This window comes from Dyella solisilvae (assembly GCF_003351225.1).
Lineage (GTDB): Bacteria > Pseudomonadota > Gammaproteobacteria > Xanthomonadales > Rhodanobacteraceae > Dyella > Dyella solisilvae.
Window position 1 is genome coordinate 128296 of record NZ_QQSY01000005.1, and the last position, 23418, is coordinate 151713.

Genomic DNA, 23418 nt, shown 5'->3' on the forward strand with positions numbered 1-23418 from the left:
CTAAGGTCTGCCTACCCACACGACCTAGGAGGTTCCCCATGTCCCAAGTCTGGCTTATCACCGGCAGTTCCCGCGGTTTCGGCAAGGCGCTGGCTGAAGCCGTTCTCGAGGCTGGCCACCGGCTGGTCGCCACTGCGCGCCAGCCTGCCCAGCTTGCTTCGCTCGCCAATCGCTACGGCGACCGCGTCAAGACCGTGGCCCTCGACGTCACTGACGCCGCCGCCGCCCAGGCGGCCGTCCAATCCGCCATCGACGCCTTCGGGCGCCTGGACGTGGTGGTCAACAACGCCGGCTACGGCAACCTGGCCACCATCGAGGAAGGCAGTGACGCCGATTTTCGCGCCCAGATGGAAACCAACTTCTTCGGCACCGTGAATGTCACCCGCGCCGCCCTGCCCGTGCTGCGCCGCCAGCGCAGCGGCCACATCATCCAGTTCTCCTCTATCGGCGGTCGCATCGGCGTACCCGGACTCGCCTCCTATCAGTCGGCCAAGTGGGCGGTGGAAGGCTTCTCTGAAGTGCTCGCCAAGGAAGTCGGGGCGTTCGGCATTCGCGTGACGTTGGTCGAGCCGGGCGGCTTCCGCACAGATTGGGGCGGCCCGTCCATGATGGTGCATGAGCCGGACGCGAATTCCGAATACGGCGCCGTGCTCGCCCCCATGCTTAATGCGCGCAAAAGCTATGTCGGCAACGAGACGGGTGACCCGGCCAAGGCGGCGCAGGCGATCCTGGCCATCGCTCGCGCGCCGCAGCCGCCACTGCGTCTGCTGCTGGGCTCGGATGCGGTTTATCTGGCCGAGCAGCAGGCGGCGAAAATGGCCGAGGAGGATGCGAAGTGGCGTACGCTCAGCCTTTCGACCGACTTCGACCTCTCGCCGCAAGCCGCCGAAGACCGCGAGCGAATGGTGCGTTCGGTCCTTTGAGTGCCGAGGTGACGCGACGATGAGAGCCGATCAGATCCCGCTCAGCCGTGGCGCCTTCGCGCGCATGGCGGCGGTCGGCCTCGATGTGCCCGCCGTGCTGGCGCAGGCGGGCCTGTCGCTGGAGTTGATGTCGGCTGCGCGACCGGTGGTAACCACGGCGCAGTTCTTCGGGTTCTGGCACGCGGTCGAGGCCATCGGCCAGGACCCCTCGCTTGGCCTGAGGCTGGGCGACGGCACGCGCACCGAGGTCTACGACATGGTGACCGCGGCAGCCCTGCACGCTGGCAACCTCGGCGAAGCCCTCGACAAGCTGGCCCGCTACAAGCGCCTCACCTGCCCCGAGGACGTAGTGGTGGAGCTGAACCGCGATGAGGCGGCGGTGTCGATGCGCTGGATGCTCGCCGAAGGACACACGCCACGCCTGCTGGTGGACGCCATGTTCGCCTCCAATTTCGCGCTGGCCGAACGCGGTACGGGGCGCCACCTGCATCTGCGTCGGCTCGAGTTGACCCGACGCCCGGCCGAAGGCGCGCTTCTCGCAGCGCACTTCCGCTGCGAGCTGCGCTTCAACGCGCCGCAGGACCGCATCATCTACCAGCGCTCGGACCTGGAGCTGCCCTTCGTCACCCGCGACGACAGCCACCTCACCCGGGTGCTGCCGCTGCTCGAGGACTCGTTGCGCGAACAGAGCGCCGCTACGCCGCTGCGCGACAAGGTATGGAACGTGCTGGCGCGCGGCATGCGCGGCGGTCACTTACGCATGGCGCAGGTAGCCGATGCGCTCTACCTGAGTCCCCGCACACTGCAGCGTCGACTTGGCGAGGCCGGCACCAGCTACCAGCAGGTGCTCGACCAGGTGCGCCATCATCTGGCGAGGCGTCTGCTCGACGCCACCGATCTTGACGTGGGTGAGATCGCCTTCCTGCTCGGCTTCGAGGAACTCAATTCGTTCCACCGCGCCTTCCGCCAATGGGAAGGCGCCACGCCGGCCCGTTGGCGGCAGGTCGCGGCGAGCTGAAGAACACCCAACGTCTCACCTTCCCGCGCAAGAAACGGAGTGCCCTCGTCCTGCTTGCCCGTAAGCTGGCAAGCGTTACAAAGCCGGGTGAATGCCATGTTGGCCGAGAAAATGTCCTTGCTTGAGACGCGACTGCGACAGATCGATTGGGACGACATGGCGGCGCAACTGGCCGCCGGCGGCGCCGCCATGCTGCCGGCCTTGCTCGGCGCCGACGCTTGCAGCGGCCTCGCCTCGCTGTACCCACGGGACGAAGCTTTCCGCAGCCGCGTGGTGATGGCGCGCCACGGTTTTGGCAGCGGCGAGTACAAGTACTTCGCCTATCCCTTGCCCGAGCTGGTCGGGCGCCTGCGGTCGCGCCTGTACCCAGGTCTGGCGTCCATCGCCAATGCCTGGCAGGCGCAGCTTGGCATCGACGCCCGTTTTCCCGCGACCCTGGACGACTTCCTTGCGCGCTGCCATGCCGCCGGGCAGCTTCGCCCGACGCCTTTGCTGTTGCGCTACGGACCGGGCGACTACAACTGCCTGCACCAGGATCTCTACGGCGAGCACGTCTTTCCGCTGCAGGTGGCCGTCCTGCTGTCTGAGCCAGGACGCGATTTCAGCGGCGGAGAATTCGTGCTGACGGAGCAGCGGCCGCGCATGCAGTCGCGCGTGGAGGTGGCGCCGCTGCGCCAGGGCGACGCCGTGGTCTTCGCCGTGAACCAGCGTCCGGTGCAGGGCGCACGGGGCAGCTACCGGGTCACCATGCGCCACGGCGTGAGTCGGGTGCGCGAGGGTCAACGCCACACGCTGGGCATCATTTTCCACGACGCGCAGTGAGTTGCCCGGGCCGGCATCTTCGAGGGCGAATCCTATAGGATGGCTGCTTTCGCCCCTGCCGCCGAAAGGACCGTGCCGCCGATGAAGAACCGCGAAACACCCCTCGGGCCCGCCGCGCCGGATCACCACCTGCAGCGCAGTCTGCGCAATCGCCACCTGCAGCTGATCGCCATCGGCGGCGCCATCGGCACCGGCCTGTTCATGGGTTCGGGCAAGACCATCAGCCTGGCCGGTCCCTCGGTGATCTTCGCCTACGCGATCATCGGCAGCGTGTTGTTCTTCATGATGCGGGCGATGGGCGAGCTGCTGCTCTCCAACCTGAACTACAAATCGTTCGTCGACTTCAACTACGACCTGCTGGGCCCCTGCGCCGGCTTCTTCACCGGCTGGACCTACTGGTTCTGCTGGGTGATTACCGGCATCGCCGACGTGGTGGCCATCACCGGCTACATCAAATTCTGGGCGCCCGGCGTGCCGCTGTGGCTGCCCGGAACGCTGTGCATCTCGCTGTTGCTGGGCCTGAACCTGCTCACCGTGAAGCTGTTCGGCGAACTGGAGTTCTGGTTCGCGCTGGTGAAGATCGTGGCCATCGTGTCGCTGATCGCCATCGGCGCCGTGCTCATCGGCATCGGCTTCACCTCGCCTTCCGGCGCGCGGGCCGCAGTATCCAACCTGTGGACGCACGGCGGCTGGTTCCCGCATGGAGGCGCCGGTTTCCTGGCCGCATTCCAGATCGCGGTGTTCGCCTTCGTCGGCATTGAGTTGGTGGGCACGGCCTCCGCCGAGGCGCAGGATCCGCTGCGGACGCTGCCCAAGGCGATCAACTCCATCCCGATCCGCGTGATCGTGTTCTACATCCTGGCCCTGCTGGTGATCATGACGGTCACACCGTGGGACCAGGTCGCGCCCGATCGCAGCCCGTTCGTCAACCTGTTCATGCTGATCGGCATTCCGATCGCAGCGAGCCTGATCAACTTCGTGGTGCTGACCTCGGCCACGTCATCGGCCAACAGCGGCATCTACTCCACCGGGCGCATGCTGTTCGGCCTGTCCGCCGGCAAGCTGGGACCTCGTCCGTTCGCCAAGCTCAGCAACAACAATGTGCCGGCCAACGGCCTGGCGTATTCCTGCATCTTGCTCTTCATCGGCGTGCTCCTGCTCTACCAGGAAGGCGACATCATGAAGGCATTCACGATCGTCACCACGATCTCCAGCATCTGCTTCATCTTCGTGTGGTCGCTCATCCTGATTGCCTACATGCGCTACCGGAAACTGCACCCGGAGCGGCACGCCGCTTCCATCTTCAAGATGCCGGGCGGCGTGGCGATGTGCTGGCTGGTGCTGGCCTTCTTCGCCTTCGTGCTGTGGGTGTTCGCGCAGAAGCAGGACACGCTGGCCGGCCTGGTCTACACGCCGCTGTGGTTCCTGGCGCTGGCGGTCTGCTACCCGTTCTATCGCAAGCAGGCGATCGAGCATCGGAAGGAAACCCATTAAGTGCAGTACAACCGGCGCATCGATCAGATTCGATGCGCCGGAGCATCCTCGGACAGGCCCATCGCGCCCACGCTCTCGATGCGCTTGCGCTGTCGCCGGATGTACCACGCACATAGCGCGACCGTAGCCAGGATCAGCGGGCCATTGACGGCGACCTGAAGCGTCAGCATCAGCCTCAGCCTGTGGTCGGCCTGCCAGCGCGAAGGTTCGAGCTCAGGTGCGCTGATCAGCAACGTGAATACCGTCCACGCCAGTGTGCTCCAGAGATTGATTCGCGCCAGGCGGATGCCTGCCTTCGCGCGCACGATCGTCAGCTGCTGCAAGCTGCGCACGTCTTGGCCTGAAGCCCGCCAGGTACCCCTGCGCACGTGCAGGTACAAAATCTGCAGCAGGATCACCAGCAGCAGCGATGCCCCGCTCCAGAGTTGCCAGCGACCGGATGTTGTCATCATGCGCCACAGGCAACTCCCAAAGGCCACCAGCGACATGGCGATTTCCAGCGCCACGAAGACGCGCATGCGCCAGCGCTTGCGCGCAGCGTCCCGGCGCAAACGCGCCACGTCGATAGCTGGCTGGTCGCGCCAGAGCGCTCCCCACTGAGACCAGTCATTACCCTGTGCCGTCATTGACCATCTCCCAAAACGGCTTTGAGCGCCGCTTTTGCCCGGCTAAGGCGAACACCCACGCTATTGGCGGTGATGCCCAGCGTGTCGGCGATTTCGGCATGACTGAAGCCTTCCAATGCAAGGGTGACAGCCTGTCGCAACGACAGCGGCAGGCGTCGCACGGCGTCCTGCAAATGCACGCGGCGTTGCTCCAGTTCGGCGTGTCCGTCCGGTCCGTGACGCGACTCCGCCCAATCCTCGCTCAGCTCGCCGCCAACAGGGCGGCGCATCTGTCCGATCACATGGGTTGCGCCCCTGTTATGTGCGACGCGCGCAACGAAAGCCCGTAGCGGCGCGTCACCACGCCAGCTGGGCAACGCCCGCCACAAAGCGAGCGCCATGTCCTGCAGCAGGTCGTCGCGCAAGGCGCGGTCCGCTTCGTAGCTCGCCGCAATGCGCGACAGCAGCCCTGCGTGCTCACGCAGCAGCTGATCGAACTCCCCCTTGCCCCCGACATGAGTCATCGAGTCATGTTCCGCCCGGCAATATCTCGATGTCTTTCCAGATCACGTACCAACACGCTGTCATCCATGGTGCCCAAAGCAGCACGGCAAGCATGCCGAATGGCGCCGCCAGCATGCCACCCATGACCACCATCTGGAGCAGCGTATAGAGCGCGAACGGCGCCAGATGGCGGCAACACATACGCACGCTTGCGGACACCGCAGCCCAGGGTAGCGCCCCGCGGAACATGAGGAGCATCGGCGCCATCCCGAACAGAACCGTCAGCGGAATGCCGGTAAGCACCAGCACCGAGACGAAACCTCGCGTGAGCAATGCGGGATGCGCCCTTACGTGTCCCAGCAACACGGCGTCCACGGCGGGCCATCCGTAGATTGCAGCTACGACCGATTGCTGGGTCCCGACGATGATCAGTCCCATGAGCGCGCCAAGCCCCATTGCGCGCCATCGATAGCCGTGCTTCCACACGCTGAAAGGACTGGACCAAAGCAACGAGCCGTTGCGCTCTGCATCCACCAATCCTTGCAGCAGGCCGAATCCCAGCAGCGGCACGACCATCTTGGAAAGCGCCACTCCCACAAGGGGAATCGCCTGAAGCACGCTCTCGAGCACGAGGGGGGCGAGGCTGAGTACAAAGAGGCGAAGAGGATAGCGCCGCCAAAGCCGCAGCCCTTCCGCACACCAATGCAAGGCCCGACGGGCCGGGAGGACCACAGTGGCAGTGCCTGCCAAAGCTTCCATGAATGACTCTCCTTGGGTGGATGCATGTCATCCGGAGAGTCACCCGCGCTGCCGAAAACCTTACATGGCGCGAGCGTTTTTTGAATGGCAACAAAAAAGCGGCCACCAGGGCCGCTTTTTGTATGGATTGCGATGCTTCAATCCATGGAATTTGGAGCGGGAAACGAGACTCGAACTCGCGACCCCGACCTTGGCAAGGTCGTGCTCTACCAACTGAGCTATTCCCGCATCGGAGTCGCGCATTGTAATGGGTAATCGCGGCTCGTCAAGCACCCGTCACAAATCAGTTCAGCCTTCGTCGCGCGGCAGTACGCGACCGGCGCCATCGCCTTGCAGGCTGGGCCAGGCCGCGCGCAGGTAATACAGGCCCGACCAGATGGTGAGGATGCCGGCGATCACCAGCAATGCTTCGCCGATGTGATAAAGCCGCAGCGCTTCGGCGCTCTTCTCGTGCTGCACGATCAGCACCACCAGCGCCACCATCTGCATGACGGTCTTGAGCTTGCCGATGAAGGCGACCTTGACCGTGGCGCGCATGCCGATCTCGGCCATCCATTCGCGCAGCGCCGAGACGCTGATCTCACGACCCACGATGATCGCCGCGGTGATGGCCATCAGGATGCCAGGCCAGCCGCCTCGATGGGACTCCACCAGCAGGAACAGCGTGACCGCCACCATCAGCTTGTCGGCCACCGGATCCAGGAATGCGCCGAACGCCGACGTCATGTTCAGGCGCCGCGCCAGGTAGCCATCCAGCCAGTCGGTGATGGCGGCCAGCAGAAACACGATCGCCGCCGTGATGTTGTGCCCGGGAAACTGCCAGTAGAAGACCACCACCATGACCGGCAACAGCAGCACGCGGAACAGGGTGAGCCAGGTTGGCAGGTTGATGCGCATAGATCCTTTCCGGGTTGATGCATTCAGCGGAGCAGGCAGCGCGTCTTGTCGCGACACGCCACGTTGCTCGTCATCCCGGAGAAAGCCCGACAAGGGCAGACCCCGGGATCGTGTGACTGTAACGGCGATTCCAGCATTTGCTGGAATGTCGGTCGGCAAGGCGCAGCAGCGATTGGCCTAACCGTGGAGCACAGCATAAATGCGTTCGGCCAGTCCGCGGTCAATGCCTTTCACCTGCGTCAGCTCCTCCACGCCGGCAGCTTCGACCCCGCTGAGTCCGCCGAAGGCTTTCAGCAGGGCCGAGCGGCGGCGGGCGCCGATGCCCGGCACGTCCTCCAGCACGCTGCGCTCGCGCGCCTTCTCGCGGCGCTTGCGATGGCCGCTGATGGCGAAACGATGCGCCTCGTCGCGCACGGCGGCCACCAGGTGCAGCGCCGGGGACGCCGGCCCGGGATGCAGGTTGCGCCCCGAATCGGCCATCACCAGGGTTTCCTCACCGGCGCGTCGCCCGGGCCCCTTGGCCACGCCGACCACGTGGATGCCGCTGACACCGAGTTCCCTGAGCACATCCAGCGCCTGCGCCACCTGGCCGCTGCCACCGTCGATCAGCAGCACATCCGGACGCGCGCCCTCGCCCTCGGCCACCTTGCGGAAACGACGCACCAGCGCCTGGTGCATGGCCGCGTAGTCGTCGCCGGGCGTGATCCCGCTGATGTTGAACCGCCGGTAATGCGACTTCTCCGGTCCCTCCGGGCCGAACACCACGCACGAGGCCACGGTCAGTTCGCCCTGCGTGTGGCTGATGTCGAAGCACTCGATGCGGCGCGGCGGCTCGTCCAGCTCCAGCAGCTTTTGCAGGTCGTCGAAGCGGGCTCCCAGCGTCTGCCGGCTGGCCAGTCGGGCCGTCAGCGAGGCCTGCGCATTGCGCTCGGCCATCTGCAGGAAGCGCGCACGCTCGCCACGTACGCTGGATTTGAGCTCCACCGCATGCCCGGACTGCTGGGTAAGCATTTCGCCAAGGATCTGCTGGTCGGGCAGGCTTTCGCCAAGGATCAGCTCGCGCGGCACCGGGCGATCGAGGTAGTACTGCGCGATGAACTGCTCGAGCACGTCGGACGGCTCCGCATCCAGCGGCAGGCGCGGGAAGAAGTCGCGCGTGCCCAGGCTGATGCCGTTGCGGAAGAACAGCACGCTCACGCAGGCCATGCCGGCCTCGATGCGGCAGGCCAGGACGTCCATGTCGGCACTGGCGCCCTGCACATGGTGCTCGGCCTGCAGCTTGCGCAGCGCCGCCACCTGGTCGCGCAGCGCCGCGGCCCGCTCGAATTCCAGCGCCTTGCTGGCCTGCTCCATCTGGCCCGCCAGCTCATCGATCACCGCGCTGCTGCGCCCTTCAAGGAACATCTCGGCGTGGCGCACGTCATTGCGGTAGTCGTCCACCGTGATCAGCTGCACGCAAGGCGCCGTGCAACGGCCGATCTGGTGCTGCAGGCAAGGACGCGAACGGTTCTTGAAGTAGCTGTCCTCGCACTGGCGGACCTTGAACAGCTTCTGCATCAGGTTGAGGCTCTCTCGCACCGCGAACGCGCTGGGATACGGCCCGAAATAGCGGCCAGGCTGGTTGCGCGCGCCGCGGTGAAAGGCCAGGCGCGGATAATCCTCGCCGCCCGACAGGTAGATATAGGGATAGCTCTTGTCGTCGCGCAGCAGGATGTTGTAGCGCGGCTTGAGCGACTTGATCAGCTGCGATTCCAGCAGCAGCGCCTCGCCCGCGGTGCGGGTAACGGTGATCTCGACGCGCGCGATCTGCGACACCATCGAGGCGATGCGCGGTTCCATCCGCGGCTTGAGGAAATAATTGCCGACCCGCTTCTTCAGGTTGGCGGCCTTGCCCACGTACAGCAGGTCGCCGTCCTCGTCGAAATACCGATAGACGCCGGGTGAGCTGGTAAGTGTCTTGACGAAGGCCTTGCCGTCGAAGGCTTGCGGCGAAGTGGACTGCATCGCTGGATTCTAGCCGGTTTCAACCGGCCCGAAGGCGGGCGATCAGGCCGTCCACGGCGCGCTCCGCCAAGGCCACTGCCTCGCGGAAACCCTCCTCGTCGCCGAAGTAGGGATCGGGAAATTCCCGTGGGTGCGGAACACCCGCCCAGGGCAGGAACAGCTCGGTCGGCGCGCCCTCTCCGCGGCGCAGCGACAGCAACGCGTCGAGGTTGTCCTCGTCCATGGCCAGCACCCAGTCGAACGCTTCGAAATCCGCAGCGCGCATCTGGCGCGCCCGGTGCGTCGACAGATCGTAACCGGCGTGCGCCGCGGCCCTCAGCATGCGCGGATCGGCGCCCTTGCCCACATGCCAGTTGCCGGTGCCGCAGGAAGCCAGGGCAACGTTGAGACCTGCATCCGCGCAGCGCTGGCGTGCGACCGCCTCCACCAGCGGGGAGCGACAAATGTTGCCGAGGCACACGAACAGGACGGAGACGGGGCTGTCGTTGGAAGGCATCCGGAATTCCAGTGTGATCGGGATGGGCCCGCTTTCAGGCCCCGTGCTTCAGTGTGGGCGATGCCTTCGCGCTGCAAGTCTCGAGAGCACATTGCGCAGTCATCGGCGCCACTGCAACGATAGCGGCAAAGGAGCGCCGATGGGCTGCCTGCCGCTACCAATCCTGTTCGTCATGGGCTTTCTGATCGGCCGCGCCGTGGGAGGCACGACCGGCGCGCTATGGGGCGCTGGCATCGGCTTGGCCGTGGGATTGCTGCTGGCCGGCGTGTTCGTGCTGCTGGTGCGGCGGCGGCGCTGAGCCGCCTCAGCCCTGCGCCAGCCAGCGTTCGGCGCGCTGCAGGTCGGCCTCGGTATCGATGCCCGGCGGAAACGGCTCGGGAGTCAGACGCACCGCAATCGGGTGGCCGTGTTCCATCACACGCAGTTGCTCCAGCGATTCGGCCTGCTCGAGCGGTGTGCGCGACAGCGTGCTGTAACGCTTGAGGAAGCCTGCCCGGTAGGCGTAGATGCCGATGTGGCGCAGGAACGGCACGCCATCGGGCAGCGCATCGCGCTGCAACGCGAAAGCGTCGCGCGCCCACGGCAGCGGCGCACGGCTGAAATACAGAGCGCGCCCTTCGGCGGTCCGGACCAGCTTCACCACGTTCGGATCGAACAACTCATGCGCGTCGGTGATCGGGGTCGCCAACGTCGCCACCGGAGCCTCGTCGTAATGCAGCGCGCAGGCCACCTCACGGATACCCGCGGCAGGCGCGAACGGCTCGTCGCCTTGCAGGTTCACCACGATGGCGTCGTCCGCCCAGCCGTAGTGCACCGCGCACTCGGCCAATCGGTCGCTGCCCGAGGCATGGTCGCTGCGCGTCATGCACACATCCACGTGCTGCCCTGCCAGTGCATCGGCGATCCGCTCGTCGTCCACCGCCACCACCACCTGCGCGGCGCCCGCCAGCAGCGCGCGCTGCGCCACGCGCACCACCATCGGCACGCCTGCGATCTCCCGCAGCGGCTTGGCCGGCAGGCGGGTGGAGCCGTAACGGGCGGGAATGGCGACGATGAAGGGCGGTGTATCGACGGACATGGCGACCTCGGTTGAGGCGTCAAGGGTACTAGCACGCGCCACGGCAGACGAGGGTCGGCGCAGCATGGCAGGAGTCCACGCCGCGGCGCGACCGCCGGGCGTTGCGGTCTCCCGCAACGCCGCGGTCGCGCACGGGGCGCCCTGCTATACGGGGCCTAGATGAAAGCCGCAGCCGTTGGCCAGGTCGAGGAAGCCGGGGAACGAGGTGGCCACGTTGTCGCAGTCGTTGATGCGCACCGCGCCGTTTGCCACCAGGCCGGCCACCGCGAAGCTCATCGCGATGCGATGGTCGCCGTGGCTGTCGATGGCGCCACCGCCGATCGCGCCGCCCTCGATGGTTGCGCCATCCGGCGCCTCCTCGATGGCCACGCCCAGCGCACGCAAGCCGGAGGCCATGGTGGCGATGCGGTCGGACTCCTTCACACGAAGCTCTGCGGCGCCGCGAACCACGGTCTTGCCCTTCGCCGCAGCCGCGGCCACGAACAACACCGGAAACTCGTCGATCATGTCCGGCACCAGCGCTTCGGGCAGCTCAATGCCGTGCAACGGCGCATGGCGCACCACCAGATCGCCCACCGGTTCGCCGCCGCTCTCGCGCTCGTGTTCGATGCGGATATCCGCGCCCATCAGTCGCAACGCCTGCAGCAGGCCGGTGCGCCGCGGGTTGAGGCCGACGGACGGAAGACGCAGTTCCGAGCCCGGCACAATGCTCGCCGCCACAAGGAAGAACCCTGCCGAGGAAAAATCGGCCGGCACGTCCACGTCCGTCGCGCGCAACGCATGGCCGCCGCTCAGTCGCGCCCGCCCCGGAGAAAAGTCGATCGGCCAGCCGAATGCAGCCAGCATGCGCTCCGTGTAGTCGCGCGTCGGGTGCGGCTCGATCACTTCGGTCTCGCCCTGCGCGTACAGTCCGGCCAGCAGCAATGCCGACTTCACCTGCGCACTGGCCATCGGCAGCGTGTAGGAGATGCCATGCAACTGCTGGCCGCCGCGCACCTGCAGCGGCGGCAGGCCGTCTTGCGTGTCGATCTTCGCGCCCATGCGCGCCAGCGGCTCGGTAACCCGGCGCATCGGGCGCTTGGACAGCGACTCATCGCCGACCAGGGTACTGTCGAATGCCTGCCCGGCCAGCAGACCGGCGAGAAGGCGCATGCCGGTTCCGGCGTTGCCGCAATCCAGCGCCTGCGTCGTGCCGCGCAAGCCATGCAGGCCCACGCCATGCACCACGCGCTCGCCATCGGCGGGAGCCTCCATGCGAACGCCGAGCTGCTGCAGCACCCTCGCCGTGGCGCGAGTGTCCTCGCCTTCGAGGAAGCCGCGGATCCGCGACGTGCCGTCCGCCAGCGCCCCGAGCATCAGCGCGCGGTGCGAAACGGACTTGTCGCCGGGTACGCGCACGCTGCCGTGCAGCGCGCGGCCGGTATGACTGGTCCAGTCGAGTCGACTCAAGGGAATTCTCCAGAGGCTGCCTCCGAGGGCAGCCGCTTATGTCAGGGCAGCGCCACCGGGTAGGAGCCGAGCACGCGCACATTGGCGGCCGCCTCACCGATCTCCGCCATGGCGGCCTGCAATGGGCCGTCGTTGATGTGGCCGGACACGTCGATGAAGAACGCGTACTGCCACTTGCCCGAGTGCGCGGGGCGCGACTCGATGCGATTGAGGCTGATGCCGTGTTCGGCGAACGGCTTGAGCACGTGGTACAGCGCGCCCGGCTTGTCGTTCACCGTGATCAGCAGCGATGTACGGTCGTTGCCCGACGGCGGGAACAGCGAGCGGCCGATCACCAGGAAGCGGGTAGTGTTGTCCGCGCGGTCCTCGATGGCCTGCGCGACGGTCTTCAGGCCATACACACGTCCCGCCGTCTCGCCTGCAATGGCGCCAGCGTCGTCGGCGTGGCGCGCCACGCGCGCGGCCTCCGCATTGCTACTGACCGCAATGCATTCCACATTCGGCAGGTTGACGCGAAGCCAGGTCTTGCACTGCTGCAGCGACTGCGCATGGCCGTAGACACGCTTGATGTCCTCCAGTCGCCCGAGCAGCGAATGCAGGCACTGGTGAACGCGCAATTCCACTTCACCGCAGATGGTGGCCTGCGAGGTGAGGAACATGTCCAGCGTCATCTGGATCATGCCCTGGCCGGAATTCTCCACCGGCACCACGCCAAAGTCGGCGTGGCCGGCGGCGACCTCCTGGAACACTTCCTCGATGCTGCCCAGCGGCAAGCCATAGGCCGCGTGGCCGAAGTGCTTGCGCACCGCCTGTTCGCTGAAGGTGCCTTCAGGGCCAAGAAAACCCACCTTGAGGGGATCTTCCTGCGCCAGGCAGGACGACATGATCTCGCGGAACAGCCGCACCATCTCCCCATCCGACAGCGGGCCATGGTTGCGGTCGACCACCATGCGCAGCACGTGGGCCTCGCGTTCGGGTCGGTAATAGTCGATCGCCGAAAGTCCCTCGCCCTTGACGCGGGCCACTTCCTGCGCCCATCCGGCGCGCTCGGAGATCAGCGACTGGATCTGCTGATCGATGCTGTCGATGCGCTGGCGCACGTCGGTGAGCGAGGATTTCTTGTCGGTCATATCGTGATCTGGAGGTAAAGCAGTCCAAATGGGGAATCGGGGATGGTCACTGATCTAGCCTGACCCCTGCAATGGTTTCATCCGTGACGTTTGGCGAAATCTCCCATGAAATCCACCAGCGCCTGCGCCGCTTCCAGCGGCACGGCGTTGTAGATCGAGGCGCGCATGCCGCCCACCGCCTTGTGTCCCTTGAGCGCCAGCAGCCCGGCGGCTTCTGACGCCTTGAGGAAGTCCGCGTCCAGCGCGCTGTCGTGCAGGGTGAAGGGCACATTCATGCGCGAGCGCGCCGCGTGCTCGACCGGGCAGCGGTAGAAGCCACCCGAACCGTCGATGGCGTCGTACAGCAGCGTGGCTTTGGCCAGGTTGCGCTCACGCATGGCGGCGACGCCACCCTGCTCCTTCAGCCACTGGAAGGTCAGCCCCGCCAGATACCAGCCCCAGGTGTTGGGCGTGTTGAGCATCGAGTCGTTCGCCGCGTGGTCGGCGTAGCGGAAGATGCGCGCCATCGGGCGCGTGGTGCGCTCCAGCAGGTCGCGGCGGACGATCAGCACCACCAGGCCGGACGGCCCGATGTTTTTCTGCGCGCCGGCGTAGATCAGGCCGAACTTCGACACGTCGACGGGGCCGGACAGGATGTCCGAGGACATGTCGGCCACCAGCGGCACATCACCTACCTCCGGCACATCGTGGAACTGCACGCCGTGGATGGTCTCGTTGGTGGTGTAGTGCACATAGGCCGCGCGGGGATTCAGCTGCCAGCTCGCGCGCGGCGGCAGCCGCAGGTAGTTTTCGTCCTTGCTGCTGGCGGCGACATTCACCGTGACGTAGGGCCTGGCCTCACTGACGGCCTTCTCACCCCAATGCCCGGTGACCACGTAGTCGGCGCTTTCGCCCTCCCCCGCCAGATTCATCGGAATCTGCGCAAAGTGCTGGGTGGCGCCGCCCTGCAGGAACAGCACGGCGTAGTTGTCGGGAATGGCCAGCAGCTCGCGCAGGTCGGCTTCGGCCTGTTGCGCCAGCCCCATGAACAGCTTGCCGCGATGGGACAGCTCCATCACGGAGGCGCCGCAACCCTGCCAGTCCAGCAGTTCACGCTGGGCGCGTTCGAGGACGGCTTGCGGCATCGCGGCGGGACCCGCGCTGAAATTCCAGACTCTGCTCACTGACGGCGCCTATACGAGGTGGATCACCGCATTATGCCGCGTCGCAGCAATGCGCCGTCAACTAGGGGTGAGACGCCACGAAAATGCCTGGCTCGCGCCTCAGAAACGCACCAGCAGGACCACCGCGATGCCCAGCGCCAGCACGGCGGCGGTGGCGATCAACCACCACACTTCGCCGCTCGGGCCGGCATCTTCCTCCGGCAAGTGCTCGGGGGCCGGCTCCGGCCGCACGATTTCCGGCTCCGGCTCCAGTCCCGGGGCGTCCACCACGAAACGGTGCATGCCCAGGCCGACCTGGTCACCCGGCCTCAGCGCGGCCTGGCTCACCGGCGCGCCGTTGACGCGCAAGGGGTAACGGGCCGATTGCTGGCCCGCCTCGAGCATCAGCTGACCCTCGTGCCAGAAGACCGCCAGCGAAGCGGTTTCGCCTTGCGGAAGCTCCAGCGGAACACGGCCCAGTGGCCCCAGTTCCAGTTTGTCCCGCAAGGACAGCACTCGCCCCGACAAGGGACCGGCCACCGCGCGCAACGCCACCGTACAGCGCCCTTCCGCCGGCACTGTCACCGGCAACTGGTGGGCAGGCTCCTCGTCCGCGCGCAACAGCATGCGGCAGTCACCCACGCTGAGGATGTCGCCGGGACGCAACAGCGCCTTCTCGCGTACAGGCCGTGCATTGACGTAGATGCGGCCGCCCTGAGGCAACACCTGCAGCACCCAACCGCGACGATCGAGCTGGATGCGCATGTGATAGGCGCCCGCCTGATGAGCAGCCAGGATCAGATCGTTGTCCGGCGCACTACCGATCCGCAGTGCGGGAGCGTCCCAGTGGAAGTCCTCTCGGGCTGAATTGGGAAACTCGATGCGCATCGCCAAACCGCTGGATAGTCGCGGGCGACTCTAGCAGATGCGCGCAAATTCTTAGAGCGTGAAGGCGGATATCTGGCTTTTGCTGGATGGTTGCGTGACGTACCGGAGGGAGCTTCGTAGACCGAGGCAAGGTTGGCCCCTCACCACCGTAAAGGTGGCAATGCCCCAACCCTCTCCCCGCAGGGGAGAGGGAGCTAAAAGCAGAGCGACACAAAAAGGGATGCAGCCCTAAGTCCTCATTACGACGACGCCCCGCGGGGTAGCCGCTATCCGTGAGGTAGCACGCGACGAATTCGGCTTGCCGGAGTCGTCAGGGCTTGTATGCCAGGCAGTGCTGCGCCCCCTCCCCGCTTCGGCGCGTTGCGGTGTAGACGCTGCCCCTGAGGTAGCACGTCAGCGATCCGGCTGGCCGCAGTCGTCCGGGCTTGTATCCTGCATATCGCTTCGAGCCCTTAAGGCCATTTTCTTTGGGTTACTTTTCTTTTGGGCCAGCAAAAGAAAAGTGACTCGAGCGTCGGCAGAGGATCGAAACGCCCGCCGCGTAGGCGGCACGCTGGCGGGAACGCCACACACAGAACCAAGAGCCAAAGTCCCTGGATCCCAGCCTTCGCTGGGATGACGGACATTGAAGGCGCCACGCAAGAATGCCACTCCGAGGCGTGGCGTAAGCGCCTACCCGGCAGGGTCGCTCCAAGAGCACGCCGCGTGCTCCACCTGTCGTGCCCGACCCTCTTTCGGCCATAGCCACCCACAGCAGCCCAGCTCGCAAGCGTGACGAAAGAGTACGTGGCGCCGGAAAACCCTGGCGTCTCGCGCCCCAACCCCCAAATCTGCCTTACCATGTCCGCCCCACCCACCCCGGAACCCCCTCCATGCCCAAAATCGACATCCGCCGCCCCCACCAGCTCCCCGTCGCTGAAGCCCGCGCCGTGGTCGACCAGGTGGCCGCGCGCATGCGCGAGAAGTTCGGCATGGAGGGGCATTGGGAGGGCGACACCCTGCGTTTTTCCCGCCCGGGCGTGAACGGCAGCATCGCGGTGGGCAGCGACGCCATCCAGGTCACGGCCGAGCTCGGCATGATGCTGTCGCCCCTCAAGGGCATGGTCGAGCAGGAGATCCGCCGCAAGCTCGATGAGCACTTCGGCTGATGATTCTTTAACCATCCCGAATTACGTGGCATAATCGACCGCTTACGCGGCCATGACGGCTGCAATCGCCCCCACCGGAACGCATGGCCAAAGACGACGTCATCGAAATGGAAGGCACGGTCCAGGAGACCCTGCCCAACACCATGTTCCGCGTGCAGCTGGAAAACGGCCACGTGATCACGGCCCACATCTCCGGCCGCATGCGCAAGCATTACATCCGCATCCTGACCGGCGACAAGGTCAAGGTGGAGATGACCCCATACGACCTGACCAAGGGTCGTATCACCTACCGCATGAAATAACCCCTGCCTCCTCTGTAGCAGCGCACCCTGTGCGCGAAACGCTTACGGAGAGGTGACGCCGGCAGGTCGCGCACAGCGTGCGCTCCTGCAAACCGGCGACAAGAAAAAGGCCGCGCAGTTGCGCGGCCTTTTTCGTTACACCTTGGTGACTACTGGCTCAGGACACCGGAACCGGCAGCGTCTCCGCAGCCTCGGTGCTCACCACCAGCTCGCCCTCGCGCACGCTCAGCGAGACCTTGCCACCCTCGGCCAGCTTGCCGAACAGCAGCTCGTCGGCCAGCGGACGCTTCACCTTTTCCAGGATCACGCGGGCCATCGGGCGCGCGCCCATCTGCGGGTCGAAGCCATGCTCGGCCAGCCAGCGGCGGGCGTCGGCATCGACGTCCAGCGACACGTGCTTCTCCGTCAGCTGGGCCTCCAGTTCGATCAGGAACTTGTCGACCACGCGCAGGATGTGCTCGAAGTCCAGCGCGTTGAACTGGATGATCGCGTCGAGGCGGTTGCGGAACTCCGGCGTGAAGGTGCGGCGGATCACTTCCATCGCGTCCATCGAATGGTTCTGCTTGACGAAGCCGATGCCGCGGCGCGAGGCCTGCTGGGCGCCCGCATTGGTGGTCATCACCACCACCACGTTCTTGAAGTTCGCCTCGCGACCATTGGTGTCGGTCAGCACACCACGATCCATGATCTGCAGCAGGATGTTGTACACGTCCGGATGCGCCTTCTCGATTTCGTCGAGCAGCAGCACCGCATGCGGATGCTTGGTCACCGCTTCCGTGAGCAGGCCGCCCTGGTCGAAACCGACGTAGCCCGGAGGGGCGCCGACCAGGCGCGAGACCGAATGCGCTTCCATGTACTCGGACATGTCGAAGCGGATCATCTCGATGCCCAGCTGCATCGCCAGCTGCTTGGTCACTTCGGTCTTGCCCACGCCTGTGGGACCGGCGAGCAGGAAGCAACCGATGGGCTTGGACGGGTCGGCCAGGCCCGAGCGGGCCATCTTGATCGACGCGGCCAGCGCTTCGATCGCCGCATCCTGCCCAAACACCACCATCTTGAGGTTGCGCTCGAGGTTCTTCAGCACGTCGCGGTCAGAGGCCGACACCTGCTTGGGCGGGATGCGCGCCATCTTGGCCACGATGTATTCGACTTCCGGCACGTCGACCTTGCCGGTGCGCTGGTCGACCGGCAACAGGCGCTGACGGGCGCCCGCCTCGTCGATCACGTCGATGGCCTTGTCCGGCAGCAGGCGGTCGGGAATGTGCTTGACCGACAAGTCCACCGCCGCCTTGAGCGCCTCGTTGGTGTAGGCGACGTTGTGGTGCTCTTCGAAGCGCGAGCGCAGGCCCTTGAGGATTTCCAGGCTGTCGGCCACGGTCGGCTCGACCACGTCGATCTTCTGGAAGCGACGGGCCAGCGCACGGTCCTTCTCGAAGATGCCGCGGAATTCCTGGAACGTGGTCGAACCAATGCAGCGCAACTCGCCGGAGGCCAGCATGGGCTTGATCAGGTTGCTCGCGTCCATGGTGCCGCCCGAGGCGGAACCGGCGCCGATGATGGTGTGGATCTCGTCGATGAAGAGGATCGCGCCCGGCTGCTTCTTCAGCTGGCTGATCACCGCCTTCAGGCGCTTCTCGAAATCGCCGCGGTACTTGGTGCCCGCGACCAGCGCGCCAAGGTCCAGCGACCAGATGGTGGAGTTCTCCAGCACTTCCGGCACGTCGCCATCGACGATGCGCTTGGCCAGGCCTTCGGCCAGGGCGGTCTTGCCCACGCCGGCCTCGCCCACGTACAGCGGGTTGTTCTTGCGGCGGCGGCACAGCACCTGGATGGTGCGCTCGATCTCGTCCTGGCGGCCGATCAGCGGGTCGATCTTGCCTTCCAGGGCCAGCTCGTTGAGGTTGCTGGCGTACTCGCTCAGCGGGTTGCCCTTGGGCTCGCCGTCTTCGCTCTCGCGCTCGCCGCCCGGCATGCTGCTCGACGGCTCGTCGCCGATCTTGGCGATGCCGTGCGAGATGTAGTTGACCACGTCGAGACGGGTGATCTCCTGCTGGTGCAGGAAATACACGGCGTGCGAATCCTTCTCGCCGAAGATGGCGACCAGCACGTTGGCGCCGGTGACTTCCTTACGGCCGGAGGACTGCACGTGGTAAACCGCGCGCTGCAGCACGCGCTGGAAGCCCAGCGTGGGCTGGGTATCGCGCTCGTCACCGTGCGGCAAGACCGGAACGGTCTCGGCAATGATCTTTTCCAGCTCGCGCGTGAGGCGCGGCAGGTCGACGCCGCAGGCACGCAGGGCGCCCAGGGCCGACTGGTTTTCCGTGAGGGCGAGCAGCAGGTGTTCCACCGTCATGAACTCATGACGCTGCTCTCGGGCCTGCTTGTAGCACTGGCCAATGGTGACTTCGAGATCCTTGCTGAACATCCGGACCTACTCCGCTTTAAGTGGTAGGCGGCAATGCCGCGATGGCTACCAAAATGGGGGCGCTCAGAGCTTTTCCATAGTGCACAACAAAGGGTGCTGATGAGCACGTGAATATTCGTTTACTTGGGTAACCTTTGTTTCAGCCACTTCCCGGGTAAAGACCCCGCAAACGCCCTTCCCTCGCGTATGGACGTGGAGCATGACCTGCACGGCGCGCTCCTGGTCCAGATTGAAAAAGCTGCGCAAGACCTCGACCACGAAATCCATCGGGGTGAAATCGTCGTTCAGCAGCACCACCTGGAACAGTGGGGGGCGAGCCACCTCGGGCCGAGAGGTTTCGAGCGCCAGGCCGTGACCGCTGCCTTGTTCGTGTTCGGGATCGTGAGCCATGGGTTCTTTGTGAGATTTCCTGAGGAAAAGTATACCGCCGGGGCCCTTGCCGGGCCTGTGCCTGGCGATCTGGCCCTTCCGAAGGCGGCCCGGCTTCAGGTAATGGCACAATGGCTCCTTTTCCAGTGCCCCTGCCGACGCCATCTACCCCTCATGGCTGATTTCTCCGTCATCACCTCCAACGCTGTCTGGCGCCCGCACGTCACCGTGGCGTGCGTCGTCGCCGTTGGCGACCGTTTCCTCATGGTGGAGGAGGATGTGAACGGCCGTCTTGCCTATAACCAGCCAGCGGGCCATTTGGATGACAAGGAAAGCCTTGTCACCGCGGCCGTCCGCGAGACGCTGGAGGAAACCGGCTGGACGGTGGCGCCGGAGTACCTGATCGGGGTGCATCAGTGGCGCAGCACCGAGCACGGTGAGGGCGTGGTGCGCATCAGTTTTGCCGCACGCGCGGTCAGCCACGATCCCGGTCGGACCCTGGACGAAGGCATCCGTCGCGCACTGTGGCTGACCCGTGATGAGATCGTCGCGCTGGGCGATCGCCTGCGCAGCCCCCTCGTATTGATGACGATCGACGCCTTGCTGGCCGGTCAGCGTTACCCGCTGGCCCTGCTCCACAGCCTGCTGGACGAGGACCGCTATCCGTGAAAGTGATGCTCGGCATCTCCGGTGGCGTGGACTCCTCGGTGGCGGCCCTGCTGCTGCAGCAGGCGGGCCACGAGGTCGAAGGCCTATTCATGCAGAACTGGGAGGAAGACGACCGCGACGGCCCCTGCACCACCGACGCCGACCGCAAGGACGCCGTGGCCGTGTGCGGACGCCTGGGCATCCCCTTCCATGCCCGCAATTTCGCCGCCGAGTACTGGGACGGCGTGTTCGAGCATTTCCTGGCCGAATACCGCGCTGGCCGCACGCCAAACCCCGACGTGCTGTGCAACCGCGAGATCAAGTTCAAGACCTTCCTGGATGAGGCCCGCGCCCTGGGCGCCGGGAAGATCGCCACCGGCCACTACGCCCGGGTCGATTTTCACCAGGGCAAGTACCGTCTGCTGCGCGCCGTGGATACCTCCAAGGACCAGACCTACTTCCTGCACGCGCTGGGCCAGCAGCAACTGGCGGCCACCCTGTTCCCGGTGGGTGAGATCGAGAAGCCGCTGGTGCGCGAGATGGCCCGCGAGGCCGCCCTGCCTACCCACGCCAAGAAAGACTCCACCGGCATCTGTTTCATCGGCGAGCGCGACTTCCGCAGCTTCCTGGCCCAGTACATCCCGGCCCAGCCCGGCCCCATGCGCACGCCGGAGGGCGAGACCGTGGGCGAGCACCAGGGCGTCATGTATTACACCCTCGGCCAGCGCAACGGCCTGGGCATCGGCGGCCGCCACGGCGCCAGCGGCGAGGCCTGGTACGTGGTCGGCAAGGACGTGCCGGGCAACGTCCTTTATGTAGCCCAGGGCGGCGAGAACCATTGGCTGTATTCGCGCCGACTGCGCACCGAATCTCCCAACTGGGTGGCCGGCGAGCCCCCCGCGTCGCGCTTCCGCTGCACCGCCAAGACGCGCTACCGGCAGCACGACCAGGCCTGTGAGGTGATCGTGCGCGAGGGCGGCCTGGAGGTCCTCTTCGACGAACCGCAGCGCGCGGTGACGCCCGGCCAGTCAGTGGTGTTCTACGACGACGAGGCCTGTCTGGGCGGCGCCGTGATCGAGCGCACCGACGCCCCCTTCGGCGGCTGGAATGATGTCCAGCCCTCCTCCGTTTCCAGCGAGTCCCTTACCGGTGTTTGAAGCCTTTGCCATGAATGAAGAGCGCGTGCTGGCCCTCGCTGGCCTGTTCCAGGCCGCCACGCTCGCCCAGCAACTGGCCAACGAAGGCCGCTGCGACGAAACCGCGATGGCCGCGAGCATGGCCAGCGTCTTCCGCATCGACGCGCCATCGGTGGTCGGCGTGTATGGCGATGTGTCCGCCGTGCGCATGGGGCTGCGTCAGCTGATTACCTTGCTGGACGAGAACCAGCGTGACGTGGCGATCACCCGCATGGCGTTCACCGTGATGCGCCTGGAACGCAGCCTGTCGCGTCGGGGCGACCTGCTCGATCGCCTGCAGCAGGGCATCGTCGCCGCCAAGCGCCAGGTTGAACATTTCGGCGCCGAATCCCCGCAGGTAAGCAGTCGCCTGGCCGAGCTCTATGCCGGCACGCTGTCCACCCTGAAACCGCGCGTGATGGTCACCGGCAATCCCCAACAACTGCAGCAGCCTGCCATCGTGGAGAAGGTGCGCACCAGCCTGCTGGCCGCGGTGCGTTCGGCGGTGCTGTGGCGCCAGTTGGGCGGGCGCCAGTGGCAGCTGCTGCTGTATCGCAAGCAGTGCAGCATGCTGGCGCGGGGACTGTTGACGGGATCGACGATCAACAACACCTGATCGGATTTGTTTCGCCGTCTGGGTGAATCTCTGGGGACACCAGATGAAGGCACGCGCGGCCCTGCATTTTCGTCATCCCGGCGCAGGCCGGGATCCAGAGACTCACTCGTCGGTTTTCGCGAAAGCCCCGCGCCTTCGCCACTGGATCCCGGCCTGCGCCGGGATGACGGAGAACACGAGACGGCGAGTGCTCGTCGTCAGGCCATGTCCGCCGACTTCCCCTTCCCCGACGCCATCAACCACAAGGCAGCCGCCACGCTGACCACGGCGGTCACGGCCACGTAGTGCGCCGGCGCCATCCGCCCGGCGCGCTCGGCCAAATAACCGATCAAGGTGGCCGTGCTGGCGCCGAATATCGCGTAGGCAATGTTGTAGGCGAAGGACAGTCCCGAATAGCGGATCGGCGCCGGGAAGGCCGCCACCATCACCGTCGGCACGACGCCTACTGCCCCCACCAGGAAACCGGTCAGCGCATAGAGCGGGAGGAAATGCGCGCCGCCCGCGGCGAGGTCGGCGAACAGGACGTACGTCACCGCCGGCAAGGCCAGCGAGCCCAGCAACAGGGCGCGTGCAGCGCCGATGCGGTCTGTCAGCCAGCCAAACGCGATGCAACCGATGCCCAGGCAGAACGCCGCGAGGCTGTTGCCGAAGAAGGCCTCGTCAGCCGCGATGCCGAACGACTTCTGCACCAGATTCGGCAGCATCAGGATGAGCACCAGGATCGCCGCCGTAAGCATCCAGGTCACCGCCATCGATAGCACCACGCTGCCGCCATGACCGGCCAGCACCTGGCGCAACGGCAGCTCGCGGCTGAGCGCCTTGCGTGCGCGCAGCTCGGCGAATACCGGCGTCTCACTCAGCCAGCGGCGCAGCCACACGGCGATGAAGCCAAACACGCCACCAAGCAGGAACGGCAGGCGCCACCCCCAGCCCAGCACCTGTTCGGGCGTGAGGTGGTGATTGATCCACGCCGCGGTCAGCGAGCCGATCAGGATGCCCGCGGTGAGGCCCGAGGTAAGGCAGGCGCAGGCGAAACCCACGCGTCCGCGCGGCGCGTGCTCAGCCACGAATACCCAGGCCCCCGGCACTTCGCCGCCGATCGCGACGCCCTGCACCACGCGCATCAGCAACAGCAGCAACGGCGCGAGGGCGCCCGCCGAGGCGTACACCGGCAGCAGGCCGATCGCCAGCGTCGGCAACGCCATCAGGAACACGCTGAGCGTGAACATCCGCTTGCGGCCCTGACGGTCACCGAAGTGGGCCATCACGATGCCGCCCAGCGGACGGGCGAGGTAGCCCGCGGCGAAGATGCCGTAAACCTGCATCTGCGCCAGCCATGGCGCGGTATCGGGCGGGAAGAAAAGATGGCTCAGCGGCAGGGCGAAGAACACGAACACCACGAAGTCGTAGAACTCCAGCGCGCCGCCCAGTGACGCCAGCAGCAGGGTCTGGATGTCGCGCCCGGCCAGCATTCGGCTGGGACTGGTCATCGACGAGGTGGTGGCAAAGACTTGCGACATCGGCGG

General features: G+C 65.9%; 24 protein-coding genes and 1 tRNA gene. 10 read left to right on the plus strand and 15 right to left on the minus strand.

Annotated features, from left to right (window positions below):
• The first annotated feature begins 38 nt into the window (after positions 1 to 38).
• From DVT68_RS16735 to cycA, 4 genes are all read left to right on the plus strand, one after another.
• Positions 39 to 923 carry an oxidoreductase gene (locus DVT68_RS16735; protein ID WP_114826245.1) on the plus strand — a complete coding sequence of 295 codons (885 nt, stop codon included), beginning with the start codon at positions 39 to 41 and terminating at the stop codon, positions 921 to 923.
• 19 nt (positions 924 to 942) lie between these two features.
• Positions 943 to 1941 (plus strand): AraC family transcriptional regulator, encoded by a 999-nt coding sequence (locus DVT68_RS16740; protein ID WP_114826246.1) that lies wholly within the window; start codon positions 943 to 945, stop codon positions 1939 to 1941.
• Positions 1942 to 2037: 96 nt separating this feature from the next.
• Entirely contained in the window at positions 2038 to 2763 is a 726-nt protein-coding gene (locus DVT68_RS16745; protein WP_114826247.1) for a 2OG-Fe(II) oxygenase, read from the plus strand.
• An 81-nt stretch (positions 2764 to 2844) separates the two neighbouring features.
• Positions 2845 to 4257, plus strand: a complete 1413-nt coding sequence (cycA, locus tag DVT68_RS16750; protein ID WP_114826456.1) for a D-serine/D-alanine/glycine transporter — start codon at positions 2845 to 2847, stop codon at positions 4255 to 4257.
• A gap of 23 nt (positions 4258 to 4280) precedes the next feature.
• Here cycA and DVT68_RS16755 read toward each other — a convergent pair whose 3' ends face one another.
• The 7 genes from DVT68_RS16755 to DVT68_RS16785 all read right to left on the minus strand — a co-directional run bounded on the left by DVT68_RS16755 (position 4281) and on the right by DVT68_RS16785 (position 9522).
• Positions 4281 to 4745, minus strand: a complete 465-nt coding sequence (locus DVT68_RS16755) for a hypothetical protein (protein ID WP_147281760.1) — start codon at positions 4743 to 4745, stop codon at positions 4281 to 4283.
• Between the two features lie 134 nt (positions 4746 to 4879).
• Entirely contained in the window at positions 4880 to 5386 is a 507-nt protein-coding gene (locus DVT68_RS16760) for an RNA polymerase sigma factor (RefSeq protein WP_114826249.1), read from the minus strand.
• Between the two features lie 4 nt (positions 5387 to 5390).
• A complete protein-coding gene (locus DVT68_RS16765; protein WP_114826250.1) occupies positions 5391 to 6125 on the minus strand; it encodes a hypothetical protein in 735 nt (244 codons plus the stop codon).
• Positions 6126 to 6277: 152 nt separating this feature from the next.
• Positions 6278 to 6353: transfer RNA gene (locus DVT68_RS16770), tRNA-Gly, on the minus strand.
• Between the two features lie 60 nt (positions 6354 to 6413).
• Entirely contained in the window at positions 6414 to 7022 is a 609-nt protein-coding gene (pgsA, locus tag DVT68_RS16775; RefSeq protein WP_114826251.1) for a CDP-diacylglycerol--glycerol-3-phosphate 3-phosphatidyltransferase, read from the minus strand.
• 177 nt (positions 7023 to 7199) lie between these two features.
• Positions 7200 to 9026: an excinuclease ABC subunit UvrC gene (uvrC, locus tag DVT68_RS16780; RefSeq protein WP_114826252.1), complete on the minus strand. Its 1827-nt coding sequence runs from the start codon at positions 9024 to 9026 to the stop codon at positions 7200 to 7202.
• A gap of 19 nt (positions 9027 to 9045) precedes the next feature.
• A complete protein-coding gene (locus DVT68_RS16785) occupies positions 9046 to 9522 on the minus strand; it encodes a low molecular weight protein-tyrosine-phosphatase (RefSeq protein WP_114826253.1) in 477 nt (158 codons plus the stop codon).
• A 139-nt stretch (positions 9523 to 9661) separates the two neighbouring features.
• Between DVT68_RS16785 and DVT68_RS20575 the strand changes: the two genes are divergently transcribed.
• Positions 9662 to 9820 carry a hypothetical protein gene (locus DVT68_RS20575; RefSeq protein ID WP_199536108.1) on the plus strand — a complete coding sequence of 53 codons (159 nt, stop codon included), beginning with the start codon at positions 9662 to 9664 and terminating at the stop codon, positions 9818 to 9820.
• Between the two features lie 6 nt (positions 9821 to 9826).
• On the opposite strand, the gene kdsB is transcribed toward DVT68_RS20575, so the two are convergent.
• The 5 genes from kdsB to DVT68_RS16810 all read right to left on the minus strand — a co-directional run bounded on the left by kdsB (position 9827) and on the right by DVT68_RS16810 (position 15209).
• The gene (gene kdsB, locus DVT68_RS16790; protein ID WP_114826254.1) at positions 9827 to 10600 is read right to left on the minus strand and encodes a 3-deoxy-manno-octulosonate cytidylyltransferase; all 774 of its coding nucleotides are present in this window, start codon (positions 10598 to 10600) and stop codon (positions 9827 to 9829) included.
• 144 nt (positions 10601 to 10744) lie between these two features.
• On the minus strand, positions 10745 to 12049 hold the full coding sequence (gene aroA, locus DVT68_RS16795) for a 3-phosphoshikimate 1-carboxyvinyltransferase (protein ID WP_114826255.1): 1305 nt from the start codon (positions 12047 to 12049) through the stop codon (positions 10745 to 10747).
• A 41-nt stretch (positions 12050 to 12090) separates the two neighbouring features.
• Positions 12091 to 13179, minus strand: a complete 1089-nt coding sequence (pheA, locus tag DVT68_RS16800) for a prephenate dehydratase (protein ID WP_114826256.1) — start codon at positions 13177 to 13179, stop codon at positions 12091 to 12093.
• 77 nt (positions 13180 to 13256) lie between these two features.
• On the minus strand, positions 13257 to 14342 hold the full coding sequence (gene serC, locus DVT68_RS16805; protein WP_114826257.1) for a 3-phosphoserine/phosphohydroxythreonine transaminase: 1086 nt from the start codon (positions 14340 to 14342) through the stop codon (positions 13257 to 13259).
• A 99-nt stretch (positions 14343 to 14441) separates the two neighbouring features.
• Positions 14442 to 15209: an FHA domain-containing protein gene (locus DVT68_RS16810; RefSeq protein ID WP_114826258.1), complete on the minus strand. Its 768-nt coding sequence runs from the start codon at positions 15207 to 15209 to the stop codon at positions 14442 to 14444.
• Positions 15210 to 16081: 872 nt separating this feature from the next.
• Here DVT68_RS16810 and DVT68_RS16815 point away from each other — a divergent pair.
• Positions 16082 to 16357 (plus strand): polyhydroxyalkanoic acid system family protein, encoded by a 276-nt coding sequence (locus DVT68_RS16815; RefSeq protein ID WP_114826259.1) that lies wholly within the window; start codon positions 16082 to 16084, stop codon positions 16355 to 16357.
• Between the two features lie 83 nt (positions 16358 to 16440).
• Positions 16441 to 16659, plus strand: a complete 219-nt coding sequence (gene infA, locus DVT68_RS16820) for a translation initiation factor IF-1 (protein ID WP_019466733.1) — start codon at positions 16441 to 16443, stop codon at positions 16657 to 16659.
• A 157-nt stretch (positions 16660 to 16816) separates the two neighbouring features.
• Here infA and clpA read toward each other — a convergent pair whose 3' ends face one another.
• Positions 16817 to 19084 carry an ATP-dependent Clp protease ATP-binding subunit ClpA gene (gene clpA, locus DVT68_RS16825; RefSeq protein ID WP_114826260.1) on the minus strand — a complete coding sequence of 756 codons (2268 nt, stop codon included), beginning with the start codon at positions 19082 to 19084 and terminating at the stop codon, positions 16817 to 16819.
• Between the two features lie 63 nt (positions 19085 to 19147).
• Complete coding sequence (gene clpS, locus DVT68_RS16830) at positions 19148 to 19474, minus strand: ATP-dependent Clp protease adapter ClpS (protein WP_114826458.1); 327 nt, start codon at positions 19472 to 19474, stop codon at positions 19148 to 19150.
• 153 nt (positions 19475 to 19627) lie between these two features.
• Between clpS and DVT68_RS16835 the strand changes: the two genes are divergently transcribed.
• Genes DVT68_RS16835 through hflD form a run of 3 tightly spaced genes read left to right on the plus strand, consistent with a single transcriptional unit; the run spans position 19628 to position 21892 of the window.
• Positions 19628 to 20122: an NUDIX hydrolase gene (locus tag DVT68_RS16835; protein ID WP_114826261.1), complete on the plus strand. Its 495-nt coding sequence runs from the start codon at positions 19628 to 19630 to the stop codon at positions 20120 to 20122.
• Positions 20119 to 21258 carry a tRNA 2-thiouridine(34) synthase MnmA gene (gene mnmA, locus DVT68_RS16840; RefSeq protein ID WP_114826262.1) on the plus strand — a complete coding sequence of 380 codons (1140 nt, stop codon included), beginning with the start codon at positions 20119 to 20121 and terminating at the stop codon, positions 21256 to 21258. Before DVT68_RS16835 ends, mnmA begins: the two co-directional genes overlap by 4 nt.
• Positions 21259 to 21268: 10 nt before the next feature.
• Entirely contained in the window at positions 21269 to 21892 is a 624-nt protein-coding gene (hflD, locus tag DVT68_RS16845) for a high frequency lysogenization protein HflD (RefSeq protein ID WP_114826263.1), read from the plus strand.
• 197 nt (positions 21893 to 22089) lie between these two features.
• On the opposite strand, the gene DVT68_RS16850 is transcribed toward hflD, so the two are convergent.
• Complete coding sequence (locus DVT68_RS16850) at positions 22090 to 23412, minus strand: MFS transporter (protein ID WP_114826264.1); 1323 nt, start codon at positions 23410 to 23412, stop codon at positions 22090 to 22092.
• Positions 23413 to 23418 lie beyond the last annotated feature (6 nt).